Annotated in this window: 17 protein-coding genes and 1 pseudogene; 14 read left to right on the forward strand and 4 right to left on the reverse strand. The window is 61.0% G+C overall.

The window, feature by feature from the left end; genetic code table 11:
- Nucleotides 1-21 precede the first annotated feature (21 nt).
- Nucleotides 22-2,340: a TonB-dependent receptor gene (locus R9J51_RS06765; RefSeq protein WP_179506204.1), complete on the forward strand. Its 2,319-nt coding sequence runs from the start codon at nucleotides 22-24 to the stop codon at nucleotides 2,338-2,340.
- Entirely contained in the window at nucleotides 2,340-3,632 is a 1,293-nt protein-coding gene (locus R9J51_RS06770; RefSeq protein ID WP_169475159.1) for a glycoside hydrolase family 1 protein, read from the forward strand. Before R9J51_RS06765 ends, R9J51_RS06770 begins: the two co-directional genes overlap by 1 nt.
- A gap of 188 nt (nucleotides 3,633-3,820) precedes the next feature.
- On the opposite strand, the gene R9J51_RS06775 is transcribed toward R9J51_RS06770, so the two are convergent.
- The 3 genes from R9J51_RS06775 to R9J51_RS06785 all read right to left on the reverse strand — a co-directional run bounded on the left by R9J51_RS06775 (nucleotide 3,821) and on the right by R9J51_RS06785 (nucleotide 5,080).
- Nucleotides 3,821-4,054 (reverse strand): DUF2274 domain-containing protein, encoded by a 234-nt coding sequence (locus R9J51_RS06775; RefSeq protein WP_179506205.1) that lies wholly within the window; start codon nucleotides 4,052-4,054, stop codon nucleotides 3,821-3,823.
- Nucleotides 4,055-4,064: 10 nt separating this feature from the next.
- The gene (locus R9J51_RS06780; RefSeq protein ID WP_432787984.1) at nucleotides 4,065-4,490 is read right to left on the reverse strand and encodes a TrbI/VirB10 family protein; all 426 of its coding nucleotides are present in this window, start codon (nucleotides 4,488-4,490) and stop codon (nucleotides 4,065-4,067) included.
- A gap of 191 nt (nucleotides 4,491-4,681) precedes the next feature.
- Nucleotides 4,682-5,080 carry a transposase gene (locus tag R9J51_RS06785; protein WP_218843551.1) on the reverse strand — a complete coding sequence of 133 codons (399 nt, stop codon included), beginning with the start codon at nucleotides 5,078-5,080 and terminating at the stop codon, nucleotides 4,682-4,684.
- 73 nt (nucleotides 5,081-5,153) lie between these two features.
- On the opposite strand from R9J51_RS06785, the gene R9J51_RS06790 reads away from it, so the two are divergent.
- From R9J51_RS06790 to R9J51_RS06810, 5 genes are all read left to right on the forward strand, one after another.
- Nucleotides 5,154-5,477: a hypothetical protein gene (locus R9J51_RS06790; protein ID WP_218843552.1), complete on the forward strand. Its 324-nt coding sequence runs from the start codon at nucleotides 5,154-5,156 to the stop codon at nucleotides 5,475-5,477.
- Between the two features lie 501 nt (nucleotides 5,478-5,978).
- Nucleotides 5,979-7,349 (forward strand): IS1380 family transposase, encoded by a 1,371-nt coding sequence (locus tag R9J51_RS06795; protein ID WP_066763960.1) that lies wholly within the window; start codon nucleotides 5,979-5,981, stop codon nucleotides 7,347-7,349.
- 541 nt (nucleotides 7,350-7,890) lie between these two features.
- A complete protein-coding gene (locus tag R9J51_RS06800) occupies nucleotides 7,891-9,450 on the forward strand; it encodes a hypothetical protein (protein ID WP_179506207.1) in 1,560 nt (519 codons plus the stop codon).
- A gap of 58 nt (nucleotides 9,451-9,508) precedes the next feature.
- On the forward strand, nucleotides 9,509-10,879 hold the full coding sequence (locus tag R9J51_RS06805) for an IS1380 family transposase (RefSeq protein ID WP_066763960.1): 1,371 nt from the start codon (nucleotides 9,509-9,511) through the stop codon (nucleotides 10,877-10,879).
- Nucleotides 10,880-11,088: 209 nt separating this feature from the next.
- A complete protein-coding gene (locus R9J51_RS06810; protein ID WP_179506208.1) occupies nucleotides 11,089-13,776 on the forward strand; it encodes an RHS repeat-associated core domain-containing protein in 2,688 nt (895 codons plus the stop codon).
- Nucleotides 13,777-14,241: 465 nt separating this feature from the next.
- Here the strand turns inward: R9J51_RS06810 and R9J51_RS06815 are convergent.
- A pseudogene (locus tag R9J51_RS06815) lies at nucleotides 14,242-14,346 on the reverse strand (IS481 family transposase); the annotation flags it as partial.
- Between the two features lie 177 nt (nucleotides 14,347-14,523).
- Here R9J51_RS06815 and R9J51_RS06820 point away from each other — a divergent pair.
- The 7 genes from R9J51_RS06820 to R9J51_RS06850 are packed head-to-tail and all read left to right on the forward strand — an operon-like array spanning nucleotide 14,524 to nucleotide 21,373.
- The gene (locus R9J51_RS06820) at nucleotides 14,524-14,847 is read left to right on the forward strand and encodes a TrbC/VirB2 family protein (RefSeq protein WP_179506209.1); all 324 of its coding nucleotides are present in this window, start codon (nucleotides 14,524-14,526) and stop codon (nucleotides 14,845-14,847) included.
- A 60-nt stretch (nucleotides 14,848-14,907) separates the two neighbouring features.
- Nucleotides 14,908-15,141: a type IV secretion system protein VirB3 gene (locus R9J51_RS06825; protein ID WP_432787985.1), complete on the forward strand. Its 234-nt coding sequence runs from the start codon at nucleotides 14,908-14,910 to the stop codon at nucleotides 15,139-15,141.
- Nucleotides 15,120-17,501, forward strand: coding sequence for a VirB4 family type IV secretion/conjugal transfer ATPase (locus tag R9J51_RS06830; protein WP_179506211.1), 2,382 nt, complete (start codon nucleotides 15,120-15,122; stop codon nucleotides 17,499-17,501). Before R9J51_RS06825 ends, R9J51_RS06830 begins: the two co-directional genes overlap by 22 nt.
- Before the next feature lie 3 nt (nucleotides 17,502-17,504).
- Nucleotides 17,505-18,713 carry a type IV secretion system protein gene (locus R9J51_RS06835; RefSeq protein ID WP_179506212.1) on the forward strand — a complete coding sequence of 403 codons (1,209 nt, stop codon included), beginning with the start codon at nucleotides 17,505-17,507 and terminating at the stop codon, nucleotides 18,711-18,713.
- Nucleotides 18,710-19,540: a VirB8/TrbF family protein gene (locus tag R9J51_RS06840; RefSeq protein WP_179506213.1), complete on the forward strand. Its 831-nt coding sequence runs from the start codon at nucleotides 18,710-18,712 to the stop codon at nucleotides 19,538-19,540. The genes R9J51_RS06835 and R9J51_RS06840 overlap by 4 nt, the downstream gene beginning before the upstream one ends.
- Nucleotides 19,537-20,316 (forward strand): TrbG/VirB9 family P-type conjugative transfer protein, encoded by a 780-nt coding sequence (locus R9J51_RS06845; protein ID WP_179506214.1) that lies wholly within the window; start codon nucleotides 19,537-19,539, stop codon nucleotides 20,314-20,316. Before R9J51_RS06840 ends, R9J51_RS06845 begins: the two co-directional genes overlap by 4 nt.
- Nucleotides 20,306-21,373 carry a TrbI/VirB10 family protein gene (locus tag R9J51_RS06850; protein ID WP_432787907.1) on the forward strand — a complete coding sequence of 356 codons (1,068 nt, stop codon included), beginning with the start codon at nucleotides 20,306-20,308 and terminating at the stop codon, nucleotides 21,371-21,373. Before R9J51_RS06845 ends, R9J51_RS06850 begins: the two co-directional genes overlap by 11 nt.
- Nucleotide 21,374 lies beyond the last annotated feature (1 nt).

Consider the following 21,374-nt stretch of genomic DNA (forward strand, 5'->3'; position numbering starts at 1 on the left):
TGTCCTGAAGGGAGGATCCTGATGTCCAAGTGGACGAAGCTGGCCGGTGCTGGCCTGCTATCGATCGCGCTCGCCATGCCTGTTGCCGAAATTGCCCATGCCAAAGCTGGCGGCGACGACCAGGCAGCCCTTGCCGTTGGCGAAATCATCGTGACAGCGCAGCGCCGGCCTGAACGTCTGCAGACCGTGCCGGTCAGCGTCACCGCTGTTTCATCCGATGCGCTCAAGGCGCGCGGGCTCAACGATCTTTCGCAGATGACTCTCGCCGCCCCAAGCCTTCAAGCCGGCGCGGACAACAATTTCTCGGTACGCGGCGTTGGTACGTCGGCCTTTTCGAACTCGATCGAATCGAGCGTCGCTTTCGCCCAGGACGAAGTGAACCTGGCCAACCCCGGCCTGGTTTACAGCTTCTACGATCTTTCGCAGGTCGAAGTGCTCAACGGGCCACAAGGTCTGCTGTTTGGCCGCAACGCTTCTGCTGGGCTCGTCAACGTCAGCAGCGCGCGTCCGGAACTGGGCAAGACCTCGGGGCAGTTCGACCTTGAGCTCGATACGCGGCCGACCGCGGCCAGCCGGTCCAACGGCGTGGTGGCGCGCGGTGCGGTAAACCTGCCGCTGGGATCAAGTGTCGCGCTGCGCGTGGCCGGCTTCAACGAATACCAGCGTCCGATCACGGCGTTCACTGGTCCTGTCGATGCCGGCGCGCGCAGCGAACTGGACCTGCGGCGGTTTGGCGTGCGGGCCAGCCTGCTGTACAAGCCTGACGACGCCTTCAGTCTGCTGGCAATCGGAGAGATCGGCCAGGACCGTGGTGTACTGGGGATGTTCGACATCGCCTATCGCGAATTGGGCAGCGGCAGCGTCAACGCCGCCGCGCTGACCGCCAGCGGAATCACCGCAGGGCCGGACAATATCACCGTCGCGGGCAACGGCGGCTATTACCGTGACCTCGATCGCCGCGACGTGCAAGCCAAGGCGAGCTATGTCTTGGACAATGGCCTTGAAATCAGCGACATCGCCGCGTGGAAGAGCTTCAACCGCAACCAGCAGCTCGACACCGACGGCACGGTGCTCAACGGCGCCGACATCAATGCCAACGTCAGCCGTTTCGACCAGGTCAGCAACGAACTGCGCCTGGCCTTGCCAAGCGATCGCCGGCTGAGCGGGCAGGCGGGTCTCTATGCGTTCCATTCGCGACTGCGCGAAGCCTCGCAGATAGCTGGTAACAACTATTTTCCCGCGTTTCTGCTGCCGCAGTTCCCGTTCTGCGTGGGAGCGACAGCGGTGCCGGCCTGTCCGGGCAGCAACGACTATTTCCTCGGCACCGATCACCGTGTGTTGCAGACCAACGACAGCCTCGCCGCGTTCGGTCAGCTGACCTACAAAGTGACGGACCACCTGCAACTGATCGGCGGCGGGCGCGTGACACGCGATATCGTCAAGATCGACCTTGTCCAGAACGAGGGCGCCTATTTCGTCGCGTTCGGATCGGTGCAGCCGGGCCGCAGTGAGCGGACCACCAACACCAATTTCAGCTACAAGCTGGGCGCGCAATACACGTTCGGGCGCGATGCGATGGCCTATGTCACATATGGCCGTGGCTACAAGGGCCCCGGCTTCAACAACACCGAAGCCAGTGTCATTGCGCCCTTGGCGATCAAGCCGGAAACCAATCAGAACCTGGAAGCGGGGATCAAGACCAGCTGGCTGGGCCGCAAGTTGACGGTCAACCTCTCGGCGTTCCGTTCCATTTTCGACAATTACCAGGTGCAGTCGTTCGACCTCACCACGTCCTCGTTCGTCACCCAGAACGCGGCGACGGTGAAGACCAGGGGAATCGAAATGACCCTTACCGCGCGTCCCGTGCCGGGCCTGGCGATCAACGCCAACGCGACGCTGTTGGATTCGCACTTTGGCGATTTTGCGGGGGCGCAGTGTTATCCGGGGCAAGGCTGCACGACCTACAACGCGGCGGGACGCAAGACCCCGCTGGCGCCCGCGTTCACCGGGACGCTCGACGTCTCCTACGAGTTCCAGACCAGCGGCGCGCTGCGTCCTGTCGTGTCGGCCAACTATTACCACCGCGCTTCGATGAACTACACGATCCAGCCTTACAGCGGCACGACTTATGGCGAGGCCGATATCCTGGGCGGCAGCGTGGGCGTGCGCGGGGACAATTGGCGCGCTTCGGTGTTCTGCAAGAACTGCACCGACCAGCGCGTGCCGGTGGCACTCGGCCTCGAATCCGCCGATGGCAACGCCGGTATCGCCACGGTCCAGCAGCGCTTTGGGTTGAACTCGTTCCGCACCATCGGTTTGCAGCTGGGGTATATGTTCTGATGGACTTGACCCGGCGTCAGGCGCTAGCCGCGACGGCCACGGCGGCGAGCCTGCCCCTGCTGGCGCCGGCCGCGGCAGCCGGAGCAGCGGCCGCTCGGTCCGGCTTCATGTTGGGTGCGGGCACCTCGGCTTTCCAGGTGGAGGGCAACAACGTGAACAGCGACCTGTGGCTGGTGGAAGGGCTTGCCGAAGCCGGCTTTGCCAACCAGTCGGGCGATGCCTGCGACCACTATCATAGCTATGCTGCTGATATTGCGCTCGTTGCGGGGCTGGGGCTCGATACCTATCGCTTTTCGATCGAATGGGCACGGGTCGAACCCCGAGAGGGTGCGTTCTCGCGCGCCGAGTTGGACCATTACCGCCGAGTGTTGCAGGTCTGCCGGGCCGCCGGCCTGCGCACCGTGGTGACATTGTTCCACTTTACCGCGCCGCTATGGGTCGCGCGTCAGGGCGGCTTTTCAAACCCGGCGATCGTGCCGCTGTTCGCCCGCTACGCCGCGCGGGTGGCCGAACATTGTGGTGACCTCATCGATTGCTTATCCACCATCAACGAGGCCAACATGTCGTTCGTGGATTATGTGACGCCCGAAGGCGCAAGGCGAGTGCAGCATGCTGCGGCACGCGCCGTGGGCGCCGAGCGATTCGGCACGTTCCTTCTTGATGATGTGGCGGCATCCAAGCCCATCGTGCGAGAGGCGCACGTGGCGGCGCGCGAAGCGGTGCGTCGTACCCGGCCAGGGCTTCCGGTGGGGATCACCCTGGCTATGGACGATCTTCAGGATGCGCGGGGTAGTGAAGGGCACGCCGCGGCCATGCGCGATGCGCGCTATGGTGCCTGGCTAGCACTTGCGCGTGACGACGATTACCTTGGCGTGCAGAATTACACGCGACAGCTGGTTGGGCCGCAAGGCGTGGTTCCGCCGCCGCCCGGCTCCGTGTTCACCCAGTTGCATCAGGAAGTTCACCCCGCGTCGCTCGGCAACGTGGTGCGCTACGCGGCCTCTGTCGCAAGGGTTCCCGTGCTGGTCAGCGAGCATGGGATCGGCACGGCAGACGATGCCCTGCGCATTCGCTTCATCGACGAAAGCCTTGCGGGGCTGCGCGCTGCCGTGCGCGACGGCGTCACCGTCACCGGTTATATCCATTGGTCCCTGCTCGACAACTATGAGTGGGCCTTTGGCTATCGGGCACAGTTCGGACTGGTCGCTGTGGATCGTGCAACTCAGCGTCGCAGTCCCAAGCCAAGCGCGCAGCACCTTCGTCGCTTGGCCCGCGCTGCAAAGCTGGCCTGACGAGCTATCTGGGTTATATAGCAACTGAAAATGGCGGCCCTTCAGGCAGCGATATGCCGGCATCAAAGAGGTAGTTTAGCCATTAGTGATCGACGCGAAGGCGACAAGCTAGGGCCGCCCATTCGACGCTGCGTGGCACTTGACCTCGTCGATCCGCTTGGAGCGGTCGCGTTCCTTCGCCGGCCGCGTCATTTTGACTTCTCGCGACCAAGCGCTTCTCGGGCACGGAGGAAGCCGCGATCGCTGTCCAGAAAGGCGGATAGAATGGCCGGGATCAGTTCAGCGACAGGCTCCTCGCGGCCATAGGTGTCGGCGTAGATCCGGGCATAATCAGTCAGGGCAAGATGCAGGTCGGGCATGACCATGATGGTCAGTTTCACCGGTGTACGATCGGGGATGCGGGCCAGCTTGAGTTCGGGCATCGATGGCCTCCTATGGCTTCCAGGGTGCCAGGATCAGATCGCGATGCACGACAAGCCGGATGGGGGCTCCTGGGCGTATCGTGATCGTGGGCTGGATCTGCAGATTGCGGGACGTGAGCTGGTCGCCCGCGCGAGACACGTTCTGTTGGGTTGGTTCCCGGATCGCCTGGACGAGATCGCTTTCGCCGGTGAATGTCAGGTTCGCACCCACGCCGAGCAGGGTCGATGCCGCCACGCCCTTGAGCAGCGACCAGGTGTGAAAATCTATTTTATCCGAGAGGCCCGCATAGCCCGAGGGATCGGTAGCCGGCACGTTGTTGATCCGGATCGAACTGCCGTTTGGCAAGACGATCCGCTGCCAGACCACGAGCGCGCGGCTCTGCCCGAACGCCACCACCGAGTCATAGCTGCCGATCATCGACGCGCCGCGCTCCAGCCTGGTTCTTTGGCAAGTGCGGCTCGATCGCCAGCCAAGCATCATCCGACAACCAGAACAACGAGCGCGACATCAAAAGGGCCTCCATCCTTCATGGAAGCCCTTTGAATCAGCCTATCGCATAATTTTCAATGGCCTGATTGGGTTTCAACCCTAGTCGATCTCCTTGCCGGGGCCAACGCCCCGAGCGCTCACCGCATTGCCGCCAGGTGGCGGCAGTCGTTTACGCCAAGCGGCAGCATAGCCCAGATGATGCGGGCCATCTTGTTGACCAAAGCCACGGCAACCACCATCCGGGGCTTTCGGGCCATCAACTTGCCAAGCCAGTTATCTGGCATCACGCCTTTGCGAACGATCCATCGGATCCTGCTCATAGCACCGACAACCAGAAGCTTTCGGATGTCGCTCTGGCCCATTTTACTCACGCTACCCAGCTTCGCCTTGCCACCCGTCGAGCGTTGCCGGGGCTCGAGACCGAGCCAGGCGGCAAAGTTGCGCCCGCTAGCGAAGGTGCGAAGATCTGGCGTGAAGGCCATGATTGCTCCGGACGTCACACGACCGACGCCAGGAACCGTACAAAGACGGCGCATCTCGACGTTGACCTTTATCGCCTGCCCGTAGTCTGAGCGACAGATCGTCGATTCTGGCGGACAAGGTCTTGATGTGCTCGAGATAGAGGCGCGTGACCTCGCGAACGCTTTCGGGCAGATCGGCCGTTTCGCCTTCGATGGCGTGGCGAATGTCCTTCAGGTGAGGCACGCCCTGCGTAAAGATCAGGCTGAACTCAGCAAGATGCCCGCGCAACGCGTTGATCGCCTGGGTGCGCTGACCGACGAAGCATTGATGTGTGAGGTAGGCGACAGCGCGGGCCTGATGTTCGGCACTCTTCACGGCGACATAGCGCACATTCGGCCGGAGCGCCGCTTGGCGATGGTGGCGGCGTCGGCAGCGTCGTTCCTTTGCCGTTTGACGAACGGCTTGACGTAGATCGGTGGGATCAAACGGACCTCATGCCCGAGCGCTTGGGCAGACCGCCCCCAGAAGTGGCTAGTCGCGCGCAGGCCCCCACAGTAGCGATGCATGGATATTGCTCGGCCAGTAGCCGCTCCAGCTTCGCTCGCGACATCGTGCGATTGTATAGAACCGACCCTGCGCGATCCGTCGCGCAGACCTGAACGCTCTGCTTCGCCAGGTCGATCGACAACATGTATGCGTCTAACATTTCCTCCTCCTTCGCGCTCCAGCTCGGCGCGGTCGGCATACATACGATGCCGGGCAAATGGGGCATCTACCGCATCAGTTCAGAGCTTCACTCCATCGAACCTTCCGCAGTTCGGTCTGGGTCCGCCGATTTTTTCATGCACCGCGTGAGCACTTCTAACCTGTCTTATTCACCGCGGCGGGTGAGAGGGTTGGCGGGAGTGGCGTAAGCGATTGCTTTGCAGTAGGAAAATGGGTGTCTAGACCAGTCCTTCAGCGAGGCAATTTATGCCACGGACCACACCCGCCGGGAGCGATGATAGCGCACCGGGATTTTCGTTTCCAGCGGTTGGCGGCAAGAAGGTCACAACCGCGTTCGACGGTGGCCGGCTGACCTCTGACGGCGGCGTTCTGCTGCTGGCGCAGGCCGAGCGCGCGATGGGGATCTGCCGGCAGCTTGCTGCGTGCATCGCCGATCCGCGTGACCCGACGCGGGTGATCCATCGCCTCGATGACATTCTGCGTGCCCGTGTGTTCGCGATCACGTGTGGCTATGAGGACGCCGATGATCTCGATGCCCTGCGCGACGATCCGGGCTTCCGCCTGGCGCTGGGCAAGTTGCCGGGATCGGGCGCGGGGCTGGCCAGCCAACCGACGATGAGCCGCTGGGAGAATGCACCGACCACGCGTGAACTGGCCCGGATGATGGTCGCGATGATCGGCGTTTACTGTGCCAGCTATCCGGCCCCACCGGCGGCGGTGACGCTGGATATCGATGACACGTGTGATGTCGTGCACGGCTATCAGCAGCTCTCGTTCTGGAACGGACATCACGGTGAGCGCTGCTTCCTGCCGATCCATGTGTACGATACCGCGAGCGGGCGGCCGGTGGCGATGCTGCTGCGCACTGGCAAGACGCCGTCGGGTGCCGAAGGTGCCGGCCACATCCGGCGCCTGGTGCGTCATATCCGCCAGCACTGGCCCGATACCCACATCACCATCCGCGGCGATGGGCACTACGCCCGTCCCGAGATCATGGCGTTCTGCGAGGCGGCCGGGGTCGATTACGTGTTCGGCTTGCCGACCAACGCCGCGCTGCGGGCCGATCCGGCCATCGTTGCCGTCGCCGATGCCTGCGCGGTCAAGCGGGCCCAGGCCCAACATCCGGTCCTGCGCAACTATGTCGAGACCCGCTACGGCGCCAAAAGCTGGAAGAGCCAACGCCGCGTCGTCGCCCGGATTGAGGCCAGCACGCTGGGCATGGACATCCGCTATGTCGTCACCTCGCTGACAGAAGGCTCGCCCGAGCACATTTACGACACGCTCTATTGCGCGCGCGGCCAAGCCGAAAACCTGATCAAGCGCCACAAGACCCAGTTGGCCAGCGATCGCACCTCGTGCCGCTCGGCCAATGCCAACCAGATGCGCCTCATCCTGCATACCGCCGCCTACTGGCTGATGTGGCGCGTCCAGCAGGCCATCCCCAAGGCCACCTCTCTGGCCACTGCCGAGTTCGCAACGCTGCGCCTGCGGCTGCTCAAGGTCGCCGCCCGCGTCATCGAGACCGCCTCGCGCATCCGTGTCGCCTTCGCGTCAGCATGCCCCGACGCCGGCGTGTTCAAAGCCATCGCCACCAGTCTCCGGCCAGCGCCGACATAGCCAGCGCGGCTGTGCCGCACAAAGCCCGAGCCATCGCCCATCAACCTCGAAAAGCCATCGGTTTTGCTGCGGCGAAAAACGCCGCCGAAACCGCGCGCCCGGATCACGCGGCCACCGACACATCAAACCCGGCACGCCCCAGTGCAGCGGGCTCATGAATAAGCCGGGCTAACGTGCTGATCTCGGGATATTTTTGCATGTGCAAGATTGACTCGCGGGTCAAAGAATGGAAACCTGCGGAAATGATCTGGAAACATTTCCGATGAATGGGAGGGGTGGGGCGATGAAGTCGTTTTTGCATGCTGCAGCTTTTGCATTGGTTGTGGCCAAACCGGCGCATGCCACGGAGACCGTCGCCTACACGTATGATGCTCTCGGCCGGTTGGTCCAAGTTACCCACGCTGGCTCAGTCAATAACGGCCTCAATACATCTTACAATCCTGACAAGGCCGACAACCGCGTAAACGTCACCACTACCGGTAGCTAATGGCTTATTTGCATAAGTATGAAGCCATTAGTAAATTTATGAGGGTGATGTGGTATGAATAATTTGGTAAACGTGCGCAATTTTTCGGGAAAAAGTAGATCTGCGGTCAAGGCAGTTCGTAAAACGCTTCTGATAACGACGGCAATAGGCTTCTACGTGCCATCTGCACTTGCACAAGTTGCTGTTGGCTTGCCAAAAAATCTAGACTCAGATGATAACAGTATAAGCTACTCAAGTGGCTTGCCGGTAATTTCGGAGAAAATCCTGTCTATCGGCGGTTCCCAAAATGGCCTTGAGCATGTAAGGACTATTACTGGAAATCGATATTGGATTCATAACTATACAATCGCTGTCACCGGCACACTTGGCGGGAACGTCCAGGTAATTATCGGCAGTAGAACTATAAATTTTTCATATAATAGTTCAACAGGTAAATACGTAAATGCTGACGGTGGCGGTGGGGTTTTTACAGCTGCACTTGTTTATATCGATGATAATGGCGATATCTACAATTTTACTCAAGCTTTTACTGGAGCTGATATCCCGATCCCGCCGACAACGAGTGTAGTGCAGCGCAATCTTTATGATCCGGTAGGGCCTTATGTTGCATATTGCGCTAAGGTCACTCGCGCTGACGGTACGACGGAAACACTCTATTACACGACGCAGTCAGTCAGGTCTGCGTCTGGGACTGTGACGAATAGCTTTAACTTTATTAGATTGGCTCTTGTCGCAAAGTCTACGGGATATTCTTTAAAATTTGGATATGCGACCAATACCTTATCGACGTCTGCAGCTAGCCAAATATCATGGTCTTCCATATCTTCGGTTTATGGCGTAAATAATACAATTGATTCATGCTCATCCGGTGGATCTTGTGTTGCTTTTACGCAAAACTGGCCTTACGCTAGTTATAATGTCACTCAGTCATCTGGGGTCTATACCGAGATTTTGACTACCCCGGCAGGGCGTGTCGAAACGATCAAGAGCGACGCATCTGGTCAGAAAATTGCGTCTATACAAATTGGCTCTAACGCGACAAACACCGCTGCATTGTCTTATGATGCTAGCGGTAAAGTTGCTGGCCTTTCAAAAAATGGCGTAAACTATACGTACGCTTTTTCCGCTAGTGGATCGACACTTTCAAGCGTGCGATCTGCATCTGGGTCAACGCAATATACAGCTACGGCCGACATTCCGTCGGGCGCATTGCAGACATTCCAGAATGCACTAAATCAGAAAAACACCTACCAATACAATTCTTCCGGGTTGTTGGCTTATGTTGTTCCTCCCGAAGGCGTGATCACATCTGGTTCGCCAACGTCGGGGTATACGAAATATTCTTATGACGCCAACGGGAATGTGACCGAGCAGCGCAGTGTTGCAAAGGTGGCATCGGGTCTGTCGGACGTCGTGCAATCATCTGGATATCTGTCGAGCTGTTCTTCAGGGGTGCTGTGCGACAAACCAAGCTGGACGAAGGATGCCAAGGGTAACGAAACTGATTATACCTATGATAGTTCCACAGGATTTTTGACCTCGGTTACGGGGCCGGCTGATGCTAACCTGTCTTATTCACCGCGGCGGGTGAGAGGGTTGGCGGGAGTGGCGTAAGCGATTGCTTTGCAGTAGGAAAATGGGTGTCTAGACCAGTCCTTCAGCGAGGCAATTTATGCCACGGACCACACCCGCCGGGAGCGATGATAGCGCACCGGGATTTTCGTTTCCAGCGGTTGGCGGCAAGAAGGTCACAACCGCGTTCGACGGTGGCCGGCTGACCTCTGACGGCGGCGTTCTGCTGCTGGCGCAGGCCGAGCGCGCGATGGGGATCTGCCGGCAGCTTGCTGCGTGCATCGCCGATCCGCGTGACCCGACGCGGGTGATCCATCGCCTCGATGACATTCTGCGTGCCCGTGTGTTCGCGATCACGTGTGGCTATGAGGACGCCGATGATCTCGATGCCCTGCGCGACGATCCGGGCTTCCGCCTGGCGCTGGGCAAGTTGCCGGGATCGGGCGCGGGGCTGGCCAGCCAACCGACGATGAGCCGCTGGGAGAATGCACCGACCACGCGTGAACTGGCCCGGATGATGGTCGCGATGATCGGCGTTTACTGTGCCAGCTATCCGGCCCCACCGGCGGCGGTGACGCTGGATATCGATGACACGTGTGATGTCGTGCACGGCTATCAGCAGCTCTCGTTCTGGAACGGACATCACGGTGAGCGCTGCTTCCTGCCGATCCATGTGTACGATACCGCGAGCGGGCGGCCGGTGGCGATGCTGCTGCGCACTGGCAAGACGCCGTCGGGTGCCGAAGGTGCCGGCCACATCCGGCGCCTGGTGCGTCATATCCGCCAGCACTGGCCCGATACCCACATCACCATCCGCGGCGATGGGCACTACGCCCGTCCCGAGATCATGGCGTTCTGCGAGGCGGCCGGGGTCGATTACGTGTTCGGCTTGCCGACCAACGCCGCGCTGCGGGCCGATCCGGCCATCGTTGCCGTCGCCGATGCCTGCGCGGTCAAGCGGGCCCAGGCCCAACATCCGGTCCTGCGCAACTATGTCGAGACCCGCTACGGCGCCAAAAGCTGGAAGAGCCAACGCCGCGTCGTCGCCCGGATTGAGGCCAGCACGCTGGGCATGGACATCCGCTATGTCGTCACCTCGCTGACAGAAGGCTCGCCCGAGCACATTTACGACACGCTCTATTGCGCGCGCGGCCAAGCCGAAAACCTGATCAAGCGCCACAAGACCCAGTTGGCCAGCGATCGCACCTCGTGCCGCTCGGCCAATGCCAACCAGATGCGCCTCATCCTGCATACCGCCGCCTACTGGCTGATGTGGCGCGTCCAGCAGGCCATCCCCAAGGCCACCTCTCTGGCCACTGCCGAGTTCGCAACGCTGCGCCTGCGGCTGCTCAAGGTCGCCGCCCGCGTCATCGAGACCGCCTCGCGCATCCGTGTCGCCTTCGCGTCAGCATGCCCCGACGCCGGCGTGTTCAAAGCCATCGCCACCAGTCTCCGGCCAGCGCCGACATAGCCAGCGCGGCTGTGCCGCACAAAGCCCGAGCCATCGCCCATCAACCTCGAAAAGCCATCGGTTTTGCTGCGGCGAAAAACGCCGCCGAAACCGCGCGCCCGGATCACGCGGCCACCGACACATCAAACCCGGCACGCCCCAGTGCAGCGGGCTCATGAATAAGCCGGGCTAATGGTCTGCGTCCACAGACGCGCTATAGTTATACGGCGATGCAGGCCTATTTCAAAAATAGCTCTGGCTCGATTGTGGCGTCCGGACTGAATGTCTACATGCTGACGACAATTTCGTCATGCCGGACGCAGGCCGGGGCAGCCTTGACCGGGACAGCGGGGGTGGGGCCGTTCTCGCTTTCTGGAAGCGCCGCGTGCGTCAATAGCGCAGACGAGATTCGAACGACGATCAACTACGGGCCCCAAACCGCTGGTGTGGCTAACAACCTTTTGCCGATCTCGCGAACCGTCGCGACCGGGGACGGCTCGATAAGCGCAACCACGACCTTTGCCTATGACAACGTCGGCAACCTCATTTCGGCAACAGGCCCGCTTGCAGGTCAGATCTCCTATGCATTCTACGATGCTGATCGACGTGTGACTGGTGTGATTGGTCCTGATCCCGATGGCTCTGGTACGCGCCAGCCGGTGGCGGTGAAATACACGTATAATGCCAATGGCACTTTGGTTCAGACCGCAATCGGAACGGTGCCCAGCCAATCGACCGACTTGAGCAATTTCAGCGAAAGTTATCATACAGATGTGACTCTGGACGCTTACGACCGTCCGGTGCGTTCGACTGTTGTTGCTGGTGGCACAACCTATGCGGTCAACGATCAGCTCTATGACACCTTGGGCAGGCCGTACTGTGCCATTCAATACATGAATCTGTCTGCCATCCCAGGTTCTGCCGCATCGAGTTGCGCGCCGAGCCAGACGACCGGAGTTAGCGGGGCGGATCGGGTGACCAAGCAGGATTTGGATGCGATAGGCAGAGTTTTGGCGGTCACAGAAGGTGTAGGCACCACGGCCCAGGCTACTACCCAGACCAATGCTTATACCGCTAACGGTAAGCTGGCGTCGGTGAAGGATGGTCAGAACAATCTGACGACCTACGTCTACGATGGCTTCGATCGCCTGTCGCAGACGCGCTACCCTTCTCCGACGCAGGGCGCTGCCTCAAGCTCGACGACCGACTACGAGCAGTTGACCTACGATGCCAATTCCAACGTGACCCAGCGTCGCTTGCGCGACGGCAATACAATCACGTTAACCTACGACAACCTCGGGCGCATGGCCTCGCGCACGCCGAACGGCGAAAACGCAGTAAACTTCAGCTACAATCTGCTGGGCCAGGTGACAAATGTGCAGCGTCCTGGCGACGGGGTCAATTTGTCCTATACTTACGATGGCCTGGGCCGCCTGAGCAGCGAGACGCAGCCATTCGGGTCGGTCAGCTATCTCAATGACGTTGCCGGCAACCGGACTCGCCTGACCTGGAGCGATACCAACTATGTCACGTACGACTACGATCTCGCCGGCAATGTCACCGCGATCCGTGAGAATGGTGCCACCTCGGGCGTGGGCGTCCTGGCGTCCTATAGCTACGACACATTGGGACGCCGCAGTTCCGTCACCTATGGCAATGGCACGACCCGGACATATGCCTATGATAGTGTCAGCCGCCTTGCCGGCCTGAAGCTTGACCTGGGCGGGACGGCCTACGATAATCTCATTGGTGCTGTGGGCGGGACCGGGACTGCGATCGGCTATAACCCAGCTTCGCAAATTACCAGCCTCGTTCGCAGCAATGATGCCTACGCTTGGACCGGAGCGGTGAACACCAGTCGCGCCTATACGACCAATGGTCTGAACCAGTACACCGCCGCAGGTGGAGTCGCGTTCGGCTACGATGGTCGTGGGAACCTGACCTCTTCGGGCAGCTCAAGCTACGGCTACGATAAGCTCAACGAGATGATCTCCGGTCCCTCCGCGACGATGCGCTATGACGGTGCGGGGCGCCTGATCGAATATAACGCTCCCGCTTCGACCCGGTTCGTTTACGATGGCACCGCCATCCTGGCGGAAGTATCGGGTTCTTCAGGAGCGACGCTGCGCCGCTATGTGCCAGGCCCTGGCACGGATGAGCCGGTGGTGTGGTACGAAGGCTCGGGCCTGACCGATCGGCGCTTTCTCCAGGCCGACGAGCGCGGCTCGATCATTGCCGTAACCGATGGCTCGGGCAACGTCCTGGGCACCAATGCCTATGACGAGTTCGGCATTCCGCGTGCCAACAACATCGGCCGCTTCCAGTATACCGGCCAAGCTTGGTTCCCTGAGGTTGGGCTCGCTTACTACAAGGCCCGCTGGTACTCGCCCAGTCTCGGACGCTTTATGCAAACCGACCCCATTGGATATGACGACGGTATCAATTGGTATAACTACGTAGGAGCAGATCCTATAAATAGAGCTGATTCTAGTGGGATGGCAGAGGATGAAATCATCGTTACCGGCATTCGAAAAAAAAAGCTAAAGCCAAAAAAGGAAGTTAGTGGGGGGGGAGGGGCTCCCGTGGCGCCTCCTGCCTCACCGCCAACAGCTTCGCCTCCTATCGCGCCTCCACCGCTTGGTGGGAAAGGTGTGTCGCAAAATCAGAAACCCGAGCCAAAGACAAGTCTGGCATGTGGCATCATCGGTGGAAGTCTTACTTGTAAAAAGGTTACCTACCAAGAGCTTTGCTCTGGGGCCAGCAAGCGTAGAAAAGCACTGACCGGGCTGGTCGCTGCGGATACCGCGCTTGTGGGTGGCAGCGGCATAATAAAGCAGTTGGCGAAGGGTGTCGTCGCTAGAATAGTGGCCGCGGAAATAGCTGCGGATGTTGCAGACGAACTCTTATATTGTGAGTGAGAAATTCGATGTTCACTATTGATAACTTAATCAGATTAATAGCGGCGGCTATTTTTGTAGTTTGTGTTTTGTCGTTATTTAACATAATTGGAGAAAGAGTGGCATTTTATACCACGCCGATATTGGGATTTATGATCGTCATTGCTTGGCTGCGCGCCCGCAGGCCCCAAAATTAGGCGGCGTGGACAATTCCTCGCTGCGAGAACTGTGGTCAGTCGAGCGCTCATTTCAACAGCGACGCATCAACAACTTCATGCCCCATATGACGAACGAAGGCCTCCCGCAGGCCTCGTTTGTGCCGGTGGCGCAGCACGAATATCAAACCGGTGGACTCTCGTTATGACCGCGGGACCAGCGGGGGGCAGGTCACACCCGCATGATCCGAAATGCACGGAATGTGAGTCAGACCCCCTTTTAGACGCCGATCACCCCGCTAACGGGGGCCCTTTTGCACGCCGGTCCACAGATGCCGTAGCGCTTGGCCAAGGTCCTCAGGCTCTCTTGACTATGTTGTATCGCTCGACGGACCGCCTCTGTCGTGCGGGCGCTCCCACGGAGAATCTGTCCCATAGCGCATCCTTCCATTCTTGCAGGGATAATGCACCATCAAATGCCGGGACCAAACACCTAGGGGCTACTCACTATGAACGCCGCAGATGGCGGAGAATTTCTCGCTGGACTGGATATCGCTTTGATCCAACAAGGTGTAGCGTCACTCGTGCCATTATAGGGAAAATGAGAACGGAAATGAATCTTTACATTCGGCGCATAAGTTGCTCGCTGTCTGCATTAGCGGCGGTGTCTGCGGGACACGCGTCCGCAGCTGTTTCCAGCGACCCACAAGGTTCCGGGGTGCTAGTATCGGCGGTGAATTGGCTGCAAGGTACATTGATGGGCACCGTGGCCACGGTGGTCGCGATGATTGCCATCGCGGGCGTTGGCTTTGGCATGCTGACCGGGCGCATCAACTGGCGTCACGGCGCTGTTGTGGTGTTGGGCTGCTTCATTCTATTCGGTGCCGCCAGCATTGTCGGCGGCATCCGAGCGGCAGCAACCGCAGGGCAATATTGATCCGCCGTGTCAGGCAACCTTCGCCGTGACACAGTGTTTGTCGCGCTCACGCGTCCACAGATGTTTGCCGGCGTGACCTACAGCTTCTTCGTCATCAATGGCATCCTGTGTGCCGAGCTTTTCCTGATTTTTCGGTCCGTTCTGGTATTGCTGGCTTGTGTGGCTGTCCATCTGGCAGGCATGGTGCTGTGCCGGCATGAGCCGCGCTTCCTCGACCTGTGGATTCTGCGCGTCAGCCGATGTCCGCGGGTGCGCAATCATAAGCTGTGGCAATGCAACTCCTACCGACCCTGACGACCGACCCCAAAGTCATCGCGCGTGAGACCTCGGCAGGCGTGCATCTGCCCTATGGGCGGCATGTCGACGATGTCACGATCGAGACGCGCGATGGTCTGCTGATGCAGACGATCCGCTTGGGCGGCTTGCTGTTCGAGACGGCCGATACGGAGGACATCAACTATCGCGCCGAAATGCGCGACGCTATGCTGCGCGCGATCGGGTCGTCGCGGTTCGCCGTCTATCACCACGTCATTCGCCGCAAGGTGCAGCCCGATCTGGACGCAAAGTTCGGCGACGCGTTTTCCCAGGACCTCCATGCGCGCTGGAGCAATCTGCTCGAAACCCGCGAACTTTACGTCAACGAGCTATTCTTGACGATCGTCCGGCGCCCGGTTCGGGGGCGGCTTGGTATTTTCGAGCGCTTGGGGGGGATGTTGCGGCGGCGGTCGCAGGCCGGCAGCGCAAGTGCGCAGGTCGCTGGCGAAGTGCGCCAGCTCGATGCAGCGCGCGATGCCTTGATAGCGGCGCTTTCCAGCTACAGCCCCAAATTGCTGCGGGTCTATGACACGCCCGATGGGTTCCGCTCTGAGCCACTGGAATTCCTCTCCTGTCTCTTCAACAGCGATCTGCGGCCCGTCGGTCTGCCGCAAGGCGATATCGGCCATTACTTGCCTTATCGGCGCGTGAGCTTTGGCCAGGATGCATTCGAGCTGGGACAGGCCGGAGACCAGGCGCGACTGTTCGGCGCGGTAGTGTCGATCAAGGACTATCCCGGGCAAAGCATGCCCGGCATGTTCGACGAACTCTATCGCCTGCCGTTCGACATGACGGTGAGCCAATCCTTCGCGTTCGTCGATCGGCAGGAAACCCTCGGGCGAATGAACCTGGCGCTGCGGCGCATGCGCTCGACCGAGGATGAGGCGGTCAGCTTGCGCGAGGAATTGCGCGTGGCCAAGGACGAGGTCGCGGCCGGCCGGGCAACCTTCGGCGAGCATCATGCGACGATTGTGCTCTATGCCGAGAACCTGGCCACACTCGACAAGCAGGTGGCCGAAGTGCTCGCGGTGCTGGGTGATCTCGGCATGGTCGGTGTGCGCGAGGATATCGCGCTCGAGCCCACGTTCTGGGCACAGTTCCCCGGCAATTTCCGCTATATCGGCCGGCGCGCCTTGGTTTCGGCGCGCAACTACGCGGGCCTTGCCAGCCTGCACAATTTCCCCGTCGGCCAGGCCAAGGGCAATCACTGGGGCGATGCCGTCACGCTGTTCGAGACGACGGCCGCCGGACCCTACTTCTTCAATTTCCACCAGAACGACCTGGGCAACTTCACGATCATTGGGCCTTCCGGCTCGGGCAAGACGGTGGTGCTCAATTTTCTGCTTGCCCAGGCGCGCAAGTTTGCGCCGCGCATCATCTTCTTCGACAAGGATCGCGGCGCGGAACTGTTCATCCGCGCCATAGGCGGGCAGTACGATCAACTGCGCGCAGGGTTGCCATCCGGGCTCAATCCGCTGCAATTGCCCGATACGCCGGTCAACCGGGCTTTCCTGACGGAATGGATCACGCTGCTGGCCGGCGGGATCGATGCCGAGGAAGCCGAAGCGGTGCGCGCGGCGATCGACGCCAACTTTGCCCAGCCGGCAGAATTTCGGCGGCTGCAATATCTCGTTGAACTGTTCCGCGGCTATGCGCGTCCGCACGCTCGCGATCTGTGGTCCCGCCTGCGGCCTTGGTGGGGCGATGGCGAGCGCGCCTGGCTCTTCGACAATCCCGAGGACCGCACCGACCTGGCTGCGGAAACGGTCGGTTTCGACATGACCGCGATCCTCGACGATCCGGTGCTGCGCACCCCGGCCTTGCTCTACTTCTTCCACCGCGTGGAAGAGCGGCTCGACGGATCGCCAGCAATTATCGTGGTCGACGAGGGCTGGAAAGCGCTAGATGATGAAGTCTTCGTGCGCCGCATTAAGGATTGGGAAAAGACCATCCGTAAGCGCAACGGCATCGTCGGCTTTGCCACGCAAAGCGCGCAGGACGCCTTGGAAAGCCGCATCTCCAGTGCGATCATCGAGCAGGCGGCGACGCAGATCTTCATGGTCAATCCCAAGGCGCGGGCCGAAGACTACATCGGCGGCTTTGGCCTGACCCATCACGAGTTCGATCTGATCCGCGCCATGCCCGACAGCCAGCGCTGTTTCCTGATCAAGCACGGTAACGACAGTGTGGTGGCGCGGCTCGATCTCTCTGGGCAGAAGGATATCCTGACGATCCTGTCGGGGCGGGAAGCCAATGTGCGGCTGCTGGACGCCTTGCGCAGCGATCTGGGCGACAATCCGCAGGATTGGCTGGCGCCCTTGCTGGAAGGGGCGGCCTGAGCGATGGCTTGCCCTTCCGTCAACACCGGCCAGCAGTTCCTTTCTTCGATGCTGGCCCATGTGGATTGCCAGGCCACGACATTGGGTTCGGTTGGGTTCCAGTCCCTGGCCCAACCGGGTGGCCTGGGGCAAACGGTCGTCACGACTTTGCTCACTTTGCTGATTGCGGCCTTTGCGATCCGCTTGCTGGCGGGGCGGGGCGTGTCTGGCAGCGATCTGATCGGCACGTCGCTCAAGGTCGGCATTGCCCTGACCATTGCCGCCAGTTGGCCGGCTTTCCGCATCGTAATCTATGATCTGGTGCTGCACGGCCCGGCCGAACTGGCCGCCGGTCTGCATGTCGACAACCAGTTGCCCGGCATGGGGCAGGGGATGGCCATGCGGCTTCAGGCGGCCGACGATGGCATCATGGCGCTGACCACGCAAGGCACCGGGCGCGAAGTCTATGCCCCGGTCGCGGACGGTGGCACGACGTTCAAGGCGATTGCACTCGATGACCATCCCGCCCTGGGGTGGGCGCGGGTGGCCTTTCTGGTCGGCACTCTGGGGCCGCTGGTAGCCATTCGCCTGGTGGCGGGGCTGCTCCTCGCGCTGGCCCCGGTCATGGCCGGGGCGCTGCTGCTTGGAGCGACGCGCGGCCTCTTCGCGGGCTGGGCGCGGGGTCTGGTCCTATGCCTGATCGGATCACTGGGGTTGACGGTGGTCTATGCTGCTGAACTTGCCGTGCTCGAGCCTTGGCTGGCCGGTGCGCTGCAATTGCGTGGGGCCGGCTATGCCACGCCCGCAGCGCCTACCGAACTGCTGGTCATTACCCTTTCGTTTGCCATCGCAGCGTTGATACTGGTCAGTATTCTGGGACGCGTGGCGTTTCAGAGGGGATGGGCCGATATGCAACCGGCCGTGGCGGGCGAAACACGATCGCATGTTTTTGGCTCGTCCATTTTCGGGCAACGAGACCGCTTCTCCGGACGCGCCAGTGTCAACGATATTCCTGGCCTCTTGATGGCAGAAAGCAGCAGCGTGGGAAGCAGCGGCGGCGCCGCGCCACCGGCGCGCGTGCCGATTCTGGTCGAGCGAGAACGTACTGCCACAGGTTCCGGCACTGGAGAGCCTCAGTCCGTGCGTGCTGGTGAACCCGCACTTGGAGAAACGTACCGGCGCGCTACGCGCCGCGTCACGGCCGCAGGCCAGCGGCGAGATGGGAAACGATGAAACCGGAACGCAAGAAAGACCTCGACGCCTATTATCGCGAGGCAGCGACCTGGGCACAGGATCGCGATGCGCGCGAGCAGCGTTCGCGGCGTATCGCGTGGTGGGTGGCAGGTGGAGCCTCGTTCGTCGCCATTGCAGAGGCCTTTGCCTTGGTCGCCCTAGCGCCGCTCAAGACTGTCGAGCCGTACACGCTACTTGTCGATCGCCAGACCGGCTATGTCGAGGCGCTTAAGCCGCTCGAACGCCAGACCATTGCCCCCGATGCCGCGTTGACGCGTTCCTTCCTGGTGCAATATGTGATCGCCCGCGAAAGCTTCGATCTGGGCAGTATCAGGGCGAACTACCGCAAGACCGCGCTGTGGTCAGCGCCTGAGGCGCGCGCCGCTTATATCGCCGCGACGCAGGCGACCAATCCCGCCAGTCCTTTGGCGTCGCTGCCGCGCACCGCGCAGATCGAAGTGCAGGTGAAGAGCGTGTCTTCGCTCGGGCCGGCGACATCGCTTGTGCGCTTCCGCACGCACCGTGCCGATCTGGCGGCTTCTGCCGCAGCGGATCAGGATTGGGCGGCGGTGATCAGCTATCGCTATTCGGGCGATCCGATGACGGTGCAGGACCGCCTGATCAATCCGCTCGGCTTCCAGGTCACGCGCTATCGGCGCGATGCCGAGAGCATTCCCGATACGGCGCCTGCCGCGCTGGCGATGCCTACGGCAACGACGGTTCCGACTGGACCGGTTTCCCCGCCGACGCCGGGCGTGGCATCCGTCACAGTGCCGCCGCCTGTCATTCCGATGGCCAGAGCCGGCGCTTCGGCGAAGAAGCCATGAGCGCGCGCGGCGCACTATGCCTGCTGACCCTGGCGCTGGCAGCGCCTATGGACGCCTTTGCGCAAGCGCGCGCCTGGCCGGTGCCGAGTGCCGGCGATTCCCGGATCCAGACGGCCATCTGGCATCGCGATGAGATGGTCCATGTCCGCGTAGGCTCGGTCACGCCACTGACCATGCAGTTCGGTCAGGACGAGCATATCACCAATGTAACCATGGCCGATGCCAGACCTTGGGCCGTGACAGTGGCGCGCGATGCCGGCAGCCTTACCGTGCGGTTTCTGCCCAACGCGGCAATGACCAGTATGATCGTGCGGACTGATCGCAGGACCTATCTGTTAGAGCTGGAGCCCAATGAAGCGTTCGCCGCGATTATGCTGCGCTTTTCCGTCGTTGCGAACGCGTCACCACCGCCTGTTCAATCGCAGGGACAGTTTGCACCGCAAGCCCAGTTCCTTCCACAATTGCGGGCTGCGAGCGCCCAAGCGGCCGCACAGCGCTATCGCGTGACGGGCGATAAGGCGCTCAGGCCCGATTCCATCTCGGACGATGGTCAGCGCACCTATATTCGCTGGTCGGAAGACAAGCCTTTACCGGCTGTCTTCGCCGTAGATGAAACCGGTCGCGAAATGACGATCGACGGATTCATGCGCGATGGTGCCTATACCATCGATCGTGTCTGGCCGGAGTTGGTTTTTCGGATAGACCGGCACAAGGCGGTGGCCGTGCGGTTGACTACACCCAAGCCCAAGGCAGGGGAGAATACCAATGGTCACTGACGACATCCGGCCACAGGTTGCGGTGCGGACCGGCAATCTCGGCATTTGGGCATTCGGCGTAGCGGCAGTGGTTGGCGGGGCAATGCTGTTCATGACGCTCGATGCGCATCGCCAGGCGCTCAACTCGCCGGCAACCCGCGCTTCCCCGCAGGACATGGCAGTGCCCGGAACCGCGGTTCCCGATCTTCAGGTTCCCTATGCCGAGCCGCAGTCTGTGCCGCTCGTGGCGATGCCTCCGGCAACGGCACAGTCCTTCGGGACAGCGCACCCAACAACGCTTCCCACGCTGCCGTCAGTCGTTGCGGCGACGCCTTCACGCACGCGATGGGATAACGCGCCGCTAAACCCGCCGATTGCATCTGGCTCCGGCAGTTCATCAGTCACGGGCCCGACCACTGTGTTCGATGCCCCGCCGCCGTCCAGCGCACCCTCGGCTCCATCTGCACCGGCGGAAGGCGCAAGCCCGACCAGTGGTCCCGAGCGCGTCAAGGCCACCCGCCTGCTCAACCCGGCCACCACCGTCACGCAAGGGTCGGTGATCCAATGCGTGCTTGAAACGGCCTTGGACACGACCAAGCCGGGCCTTGCCCGTGCCATCGTCTCGCGCGACGTGCGGGGCTTCGATGGTTCTCAAGTGCTGGTGCCGCGTGGCAGCCGTCTCATCGGCGAATATCAGTCCGATGTCGCCAGCGGTCAAAGCCGCGCCTTGATTCGCTGGACGCGGCTGATCCGACCCGATGGCGTCACAATTGCGCTGCAATCGCCCTCGGCCGACACGCTTGGCCGGGCCGGGGTCAAAGGCAAGGTCAACAGTCACTTTCTGGAGCGCTACGGTGGGGCAATCCTCCAATCGGCGCTCAACGTTGGCATGAATGTCGCGACCAGCAAGCTGGCCGATGGGACTTACATCGTCGGCTGGCCAGGCTTGAGCACGCCAACAACCGGCTCGACCGGCGGGGCGAACGTGCGGAGCACCGTGACAGTCAAGCAGGGGGCGAGCGTTTCCGTCTTTGTTGCCCGCGATCTGGATTTTTCGTCGATTGACGAGAAACCGTGAC

The organism is Novosphingobium rhizosphaerae (assembly GCF_050920675.1).
GTDB lineage: Bacteria > Pseudomonadota > Alphaproteobacteria > Sphingomonadales > Sphingomonadaceae > Novosphingobium > Novosphingobium rhizosphaerae.

Bases quoted from the DNA above. Each gene is read 5' to 3' on its own strand.
- R9J51_RS06765 (WP_179506204.1), top strand. From the start codon at position 22: ATGTCCAAGTGGACGAAGCTGGCCGGTGCTGGCCTGCTATCGATCGCG.
- R9J51_RS06770 (WP_169475159.1), top strand. From the start codon at position 2,340: ATGGACTTGACCCGGCGTCAGGCGCTAGCCGCGACGGCCACGGCGGCG.
- R9J51_RS06775 (WP_179506205.1), bottom strand. From the start codon at position 4,054: ATGCCCGAACTCAAGCTGGCCCGCATCCCCGATCGTACACCGGTGAAA.
- R9J51_RS06785 (WP_218843551.1), bottom strand. From the start codon at position 5,080: ATGCGCCGTCTTTGTACGGTTCCTGGCGTCGGTCGTGTGACGTCCGGA.
- R9J51_RS06795 (WP_066763960.1), top strand. From the start codon at position 5,979: ATGCCACGGACCACACCCGCCGGGAGCGATGATAGCGCACCGGGATTT.
- R9J51_RS06800 (WP_179506207.1), top strand. From the start codon at position 7,891: ATGAATAATTTGGTAAACGTGCGCAATTTTTCGGGAAAAAGTAGATCT.
- R9J51_RS06805 (WP_066763960.1), top strand. From the start codon at position 9,509: ATGCCACGGACCACACCCGCCGGGAGCGATGATAGCGCACCGGGATTT.
- R9J51_RS06810 (WP_179506208.1), top strand. From the start codon at position 11,089: ATGCAGGCCTATTTCAAAAATAGCTCTGGCTCGATTGTGGCGTCCGGA.
- R9J51_RS06820 (WP_179506209.1), top strand. From the start codon at position 14,524: ATGAATCTTTACATTCGGCGCATAAGTTGCTCGCTGTCTGCATTAGCG.
- R9J51_RS06825 (WP_432787985.1), top strand. From the start codon at position 14,908: ATGTTTGCCGGCGTGACCTACAGCTTCTTCGTCATCAATGGCATCCTG.
- R9J51_RS06830 (WP_179506211.1), top strand. From the start codon at position 15,120: ATGCAACTCCTACCGACCCTGACGACCGACCCCAAAGTCATCGCGCGT.
- R9J51_RS06835 (WP_179506212.1), top strand. From the start codon at position 17,505: ATGGCTTGCCCTTCCGTCAACACCGGCCAGCAGTTCCTTTCTTCGATG.
- R9J51_RS06840 (WP_179506213.1), top strand. From the start codon at position 18,710: ATGAAACCGGAACGCAAGAAAGACCTCGACGCCTATTATCGCGAGGCA.
- R9J51_RS06845 (WP_179506214.1), top strand. From the start codon at position 19,537: ATGAGCGCGCGCGGCGCACTATGCCTGCTGACCCTGGCGCTGGCAGCG.
- R9J51_RS06850 (WP_432787907.1), top strand. From the start codon at position 20,306: ATGGTCACTGACGACATCCGGCCACAGGTTGCGGTGCGGACCGGCAAT.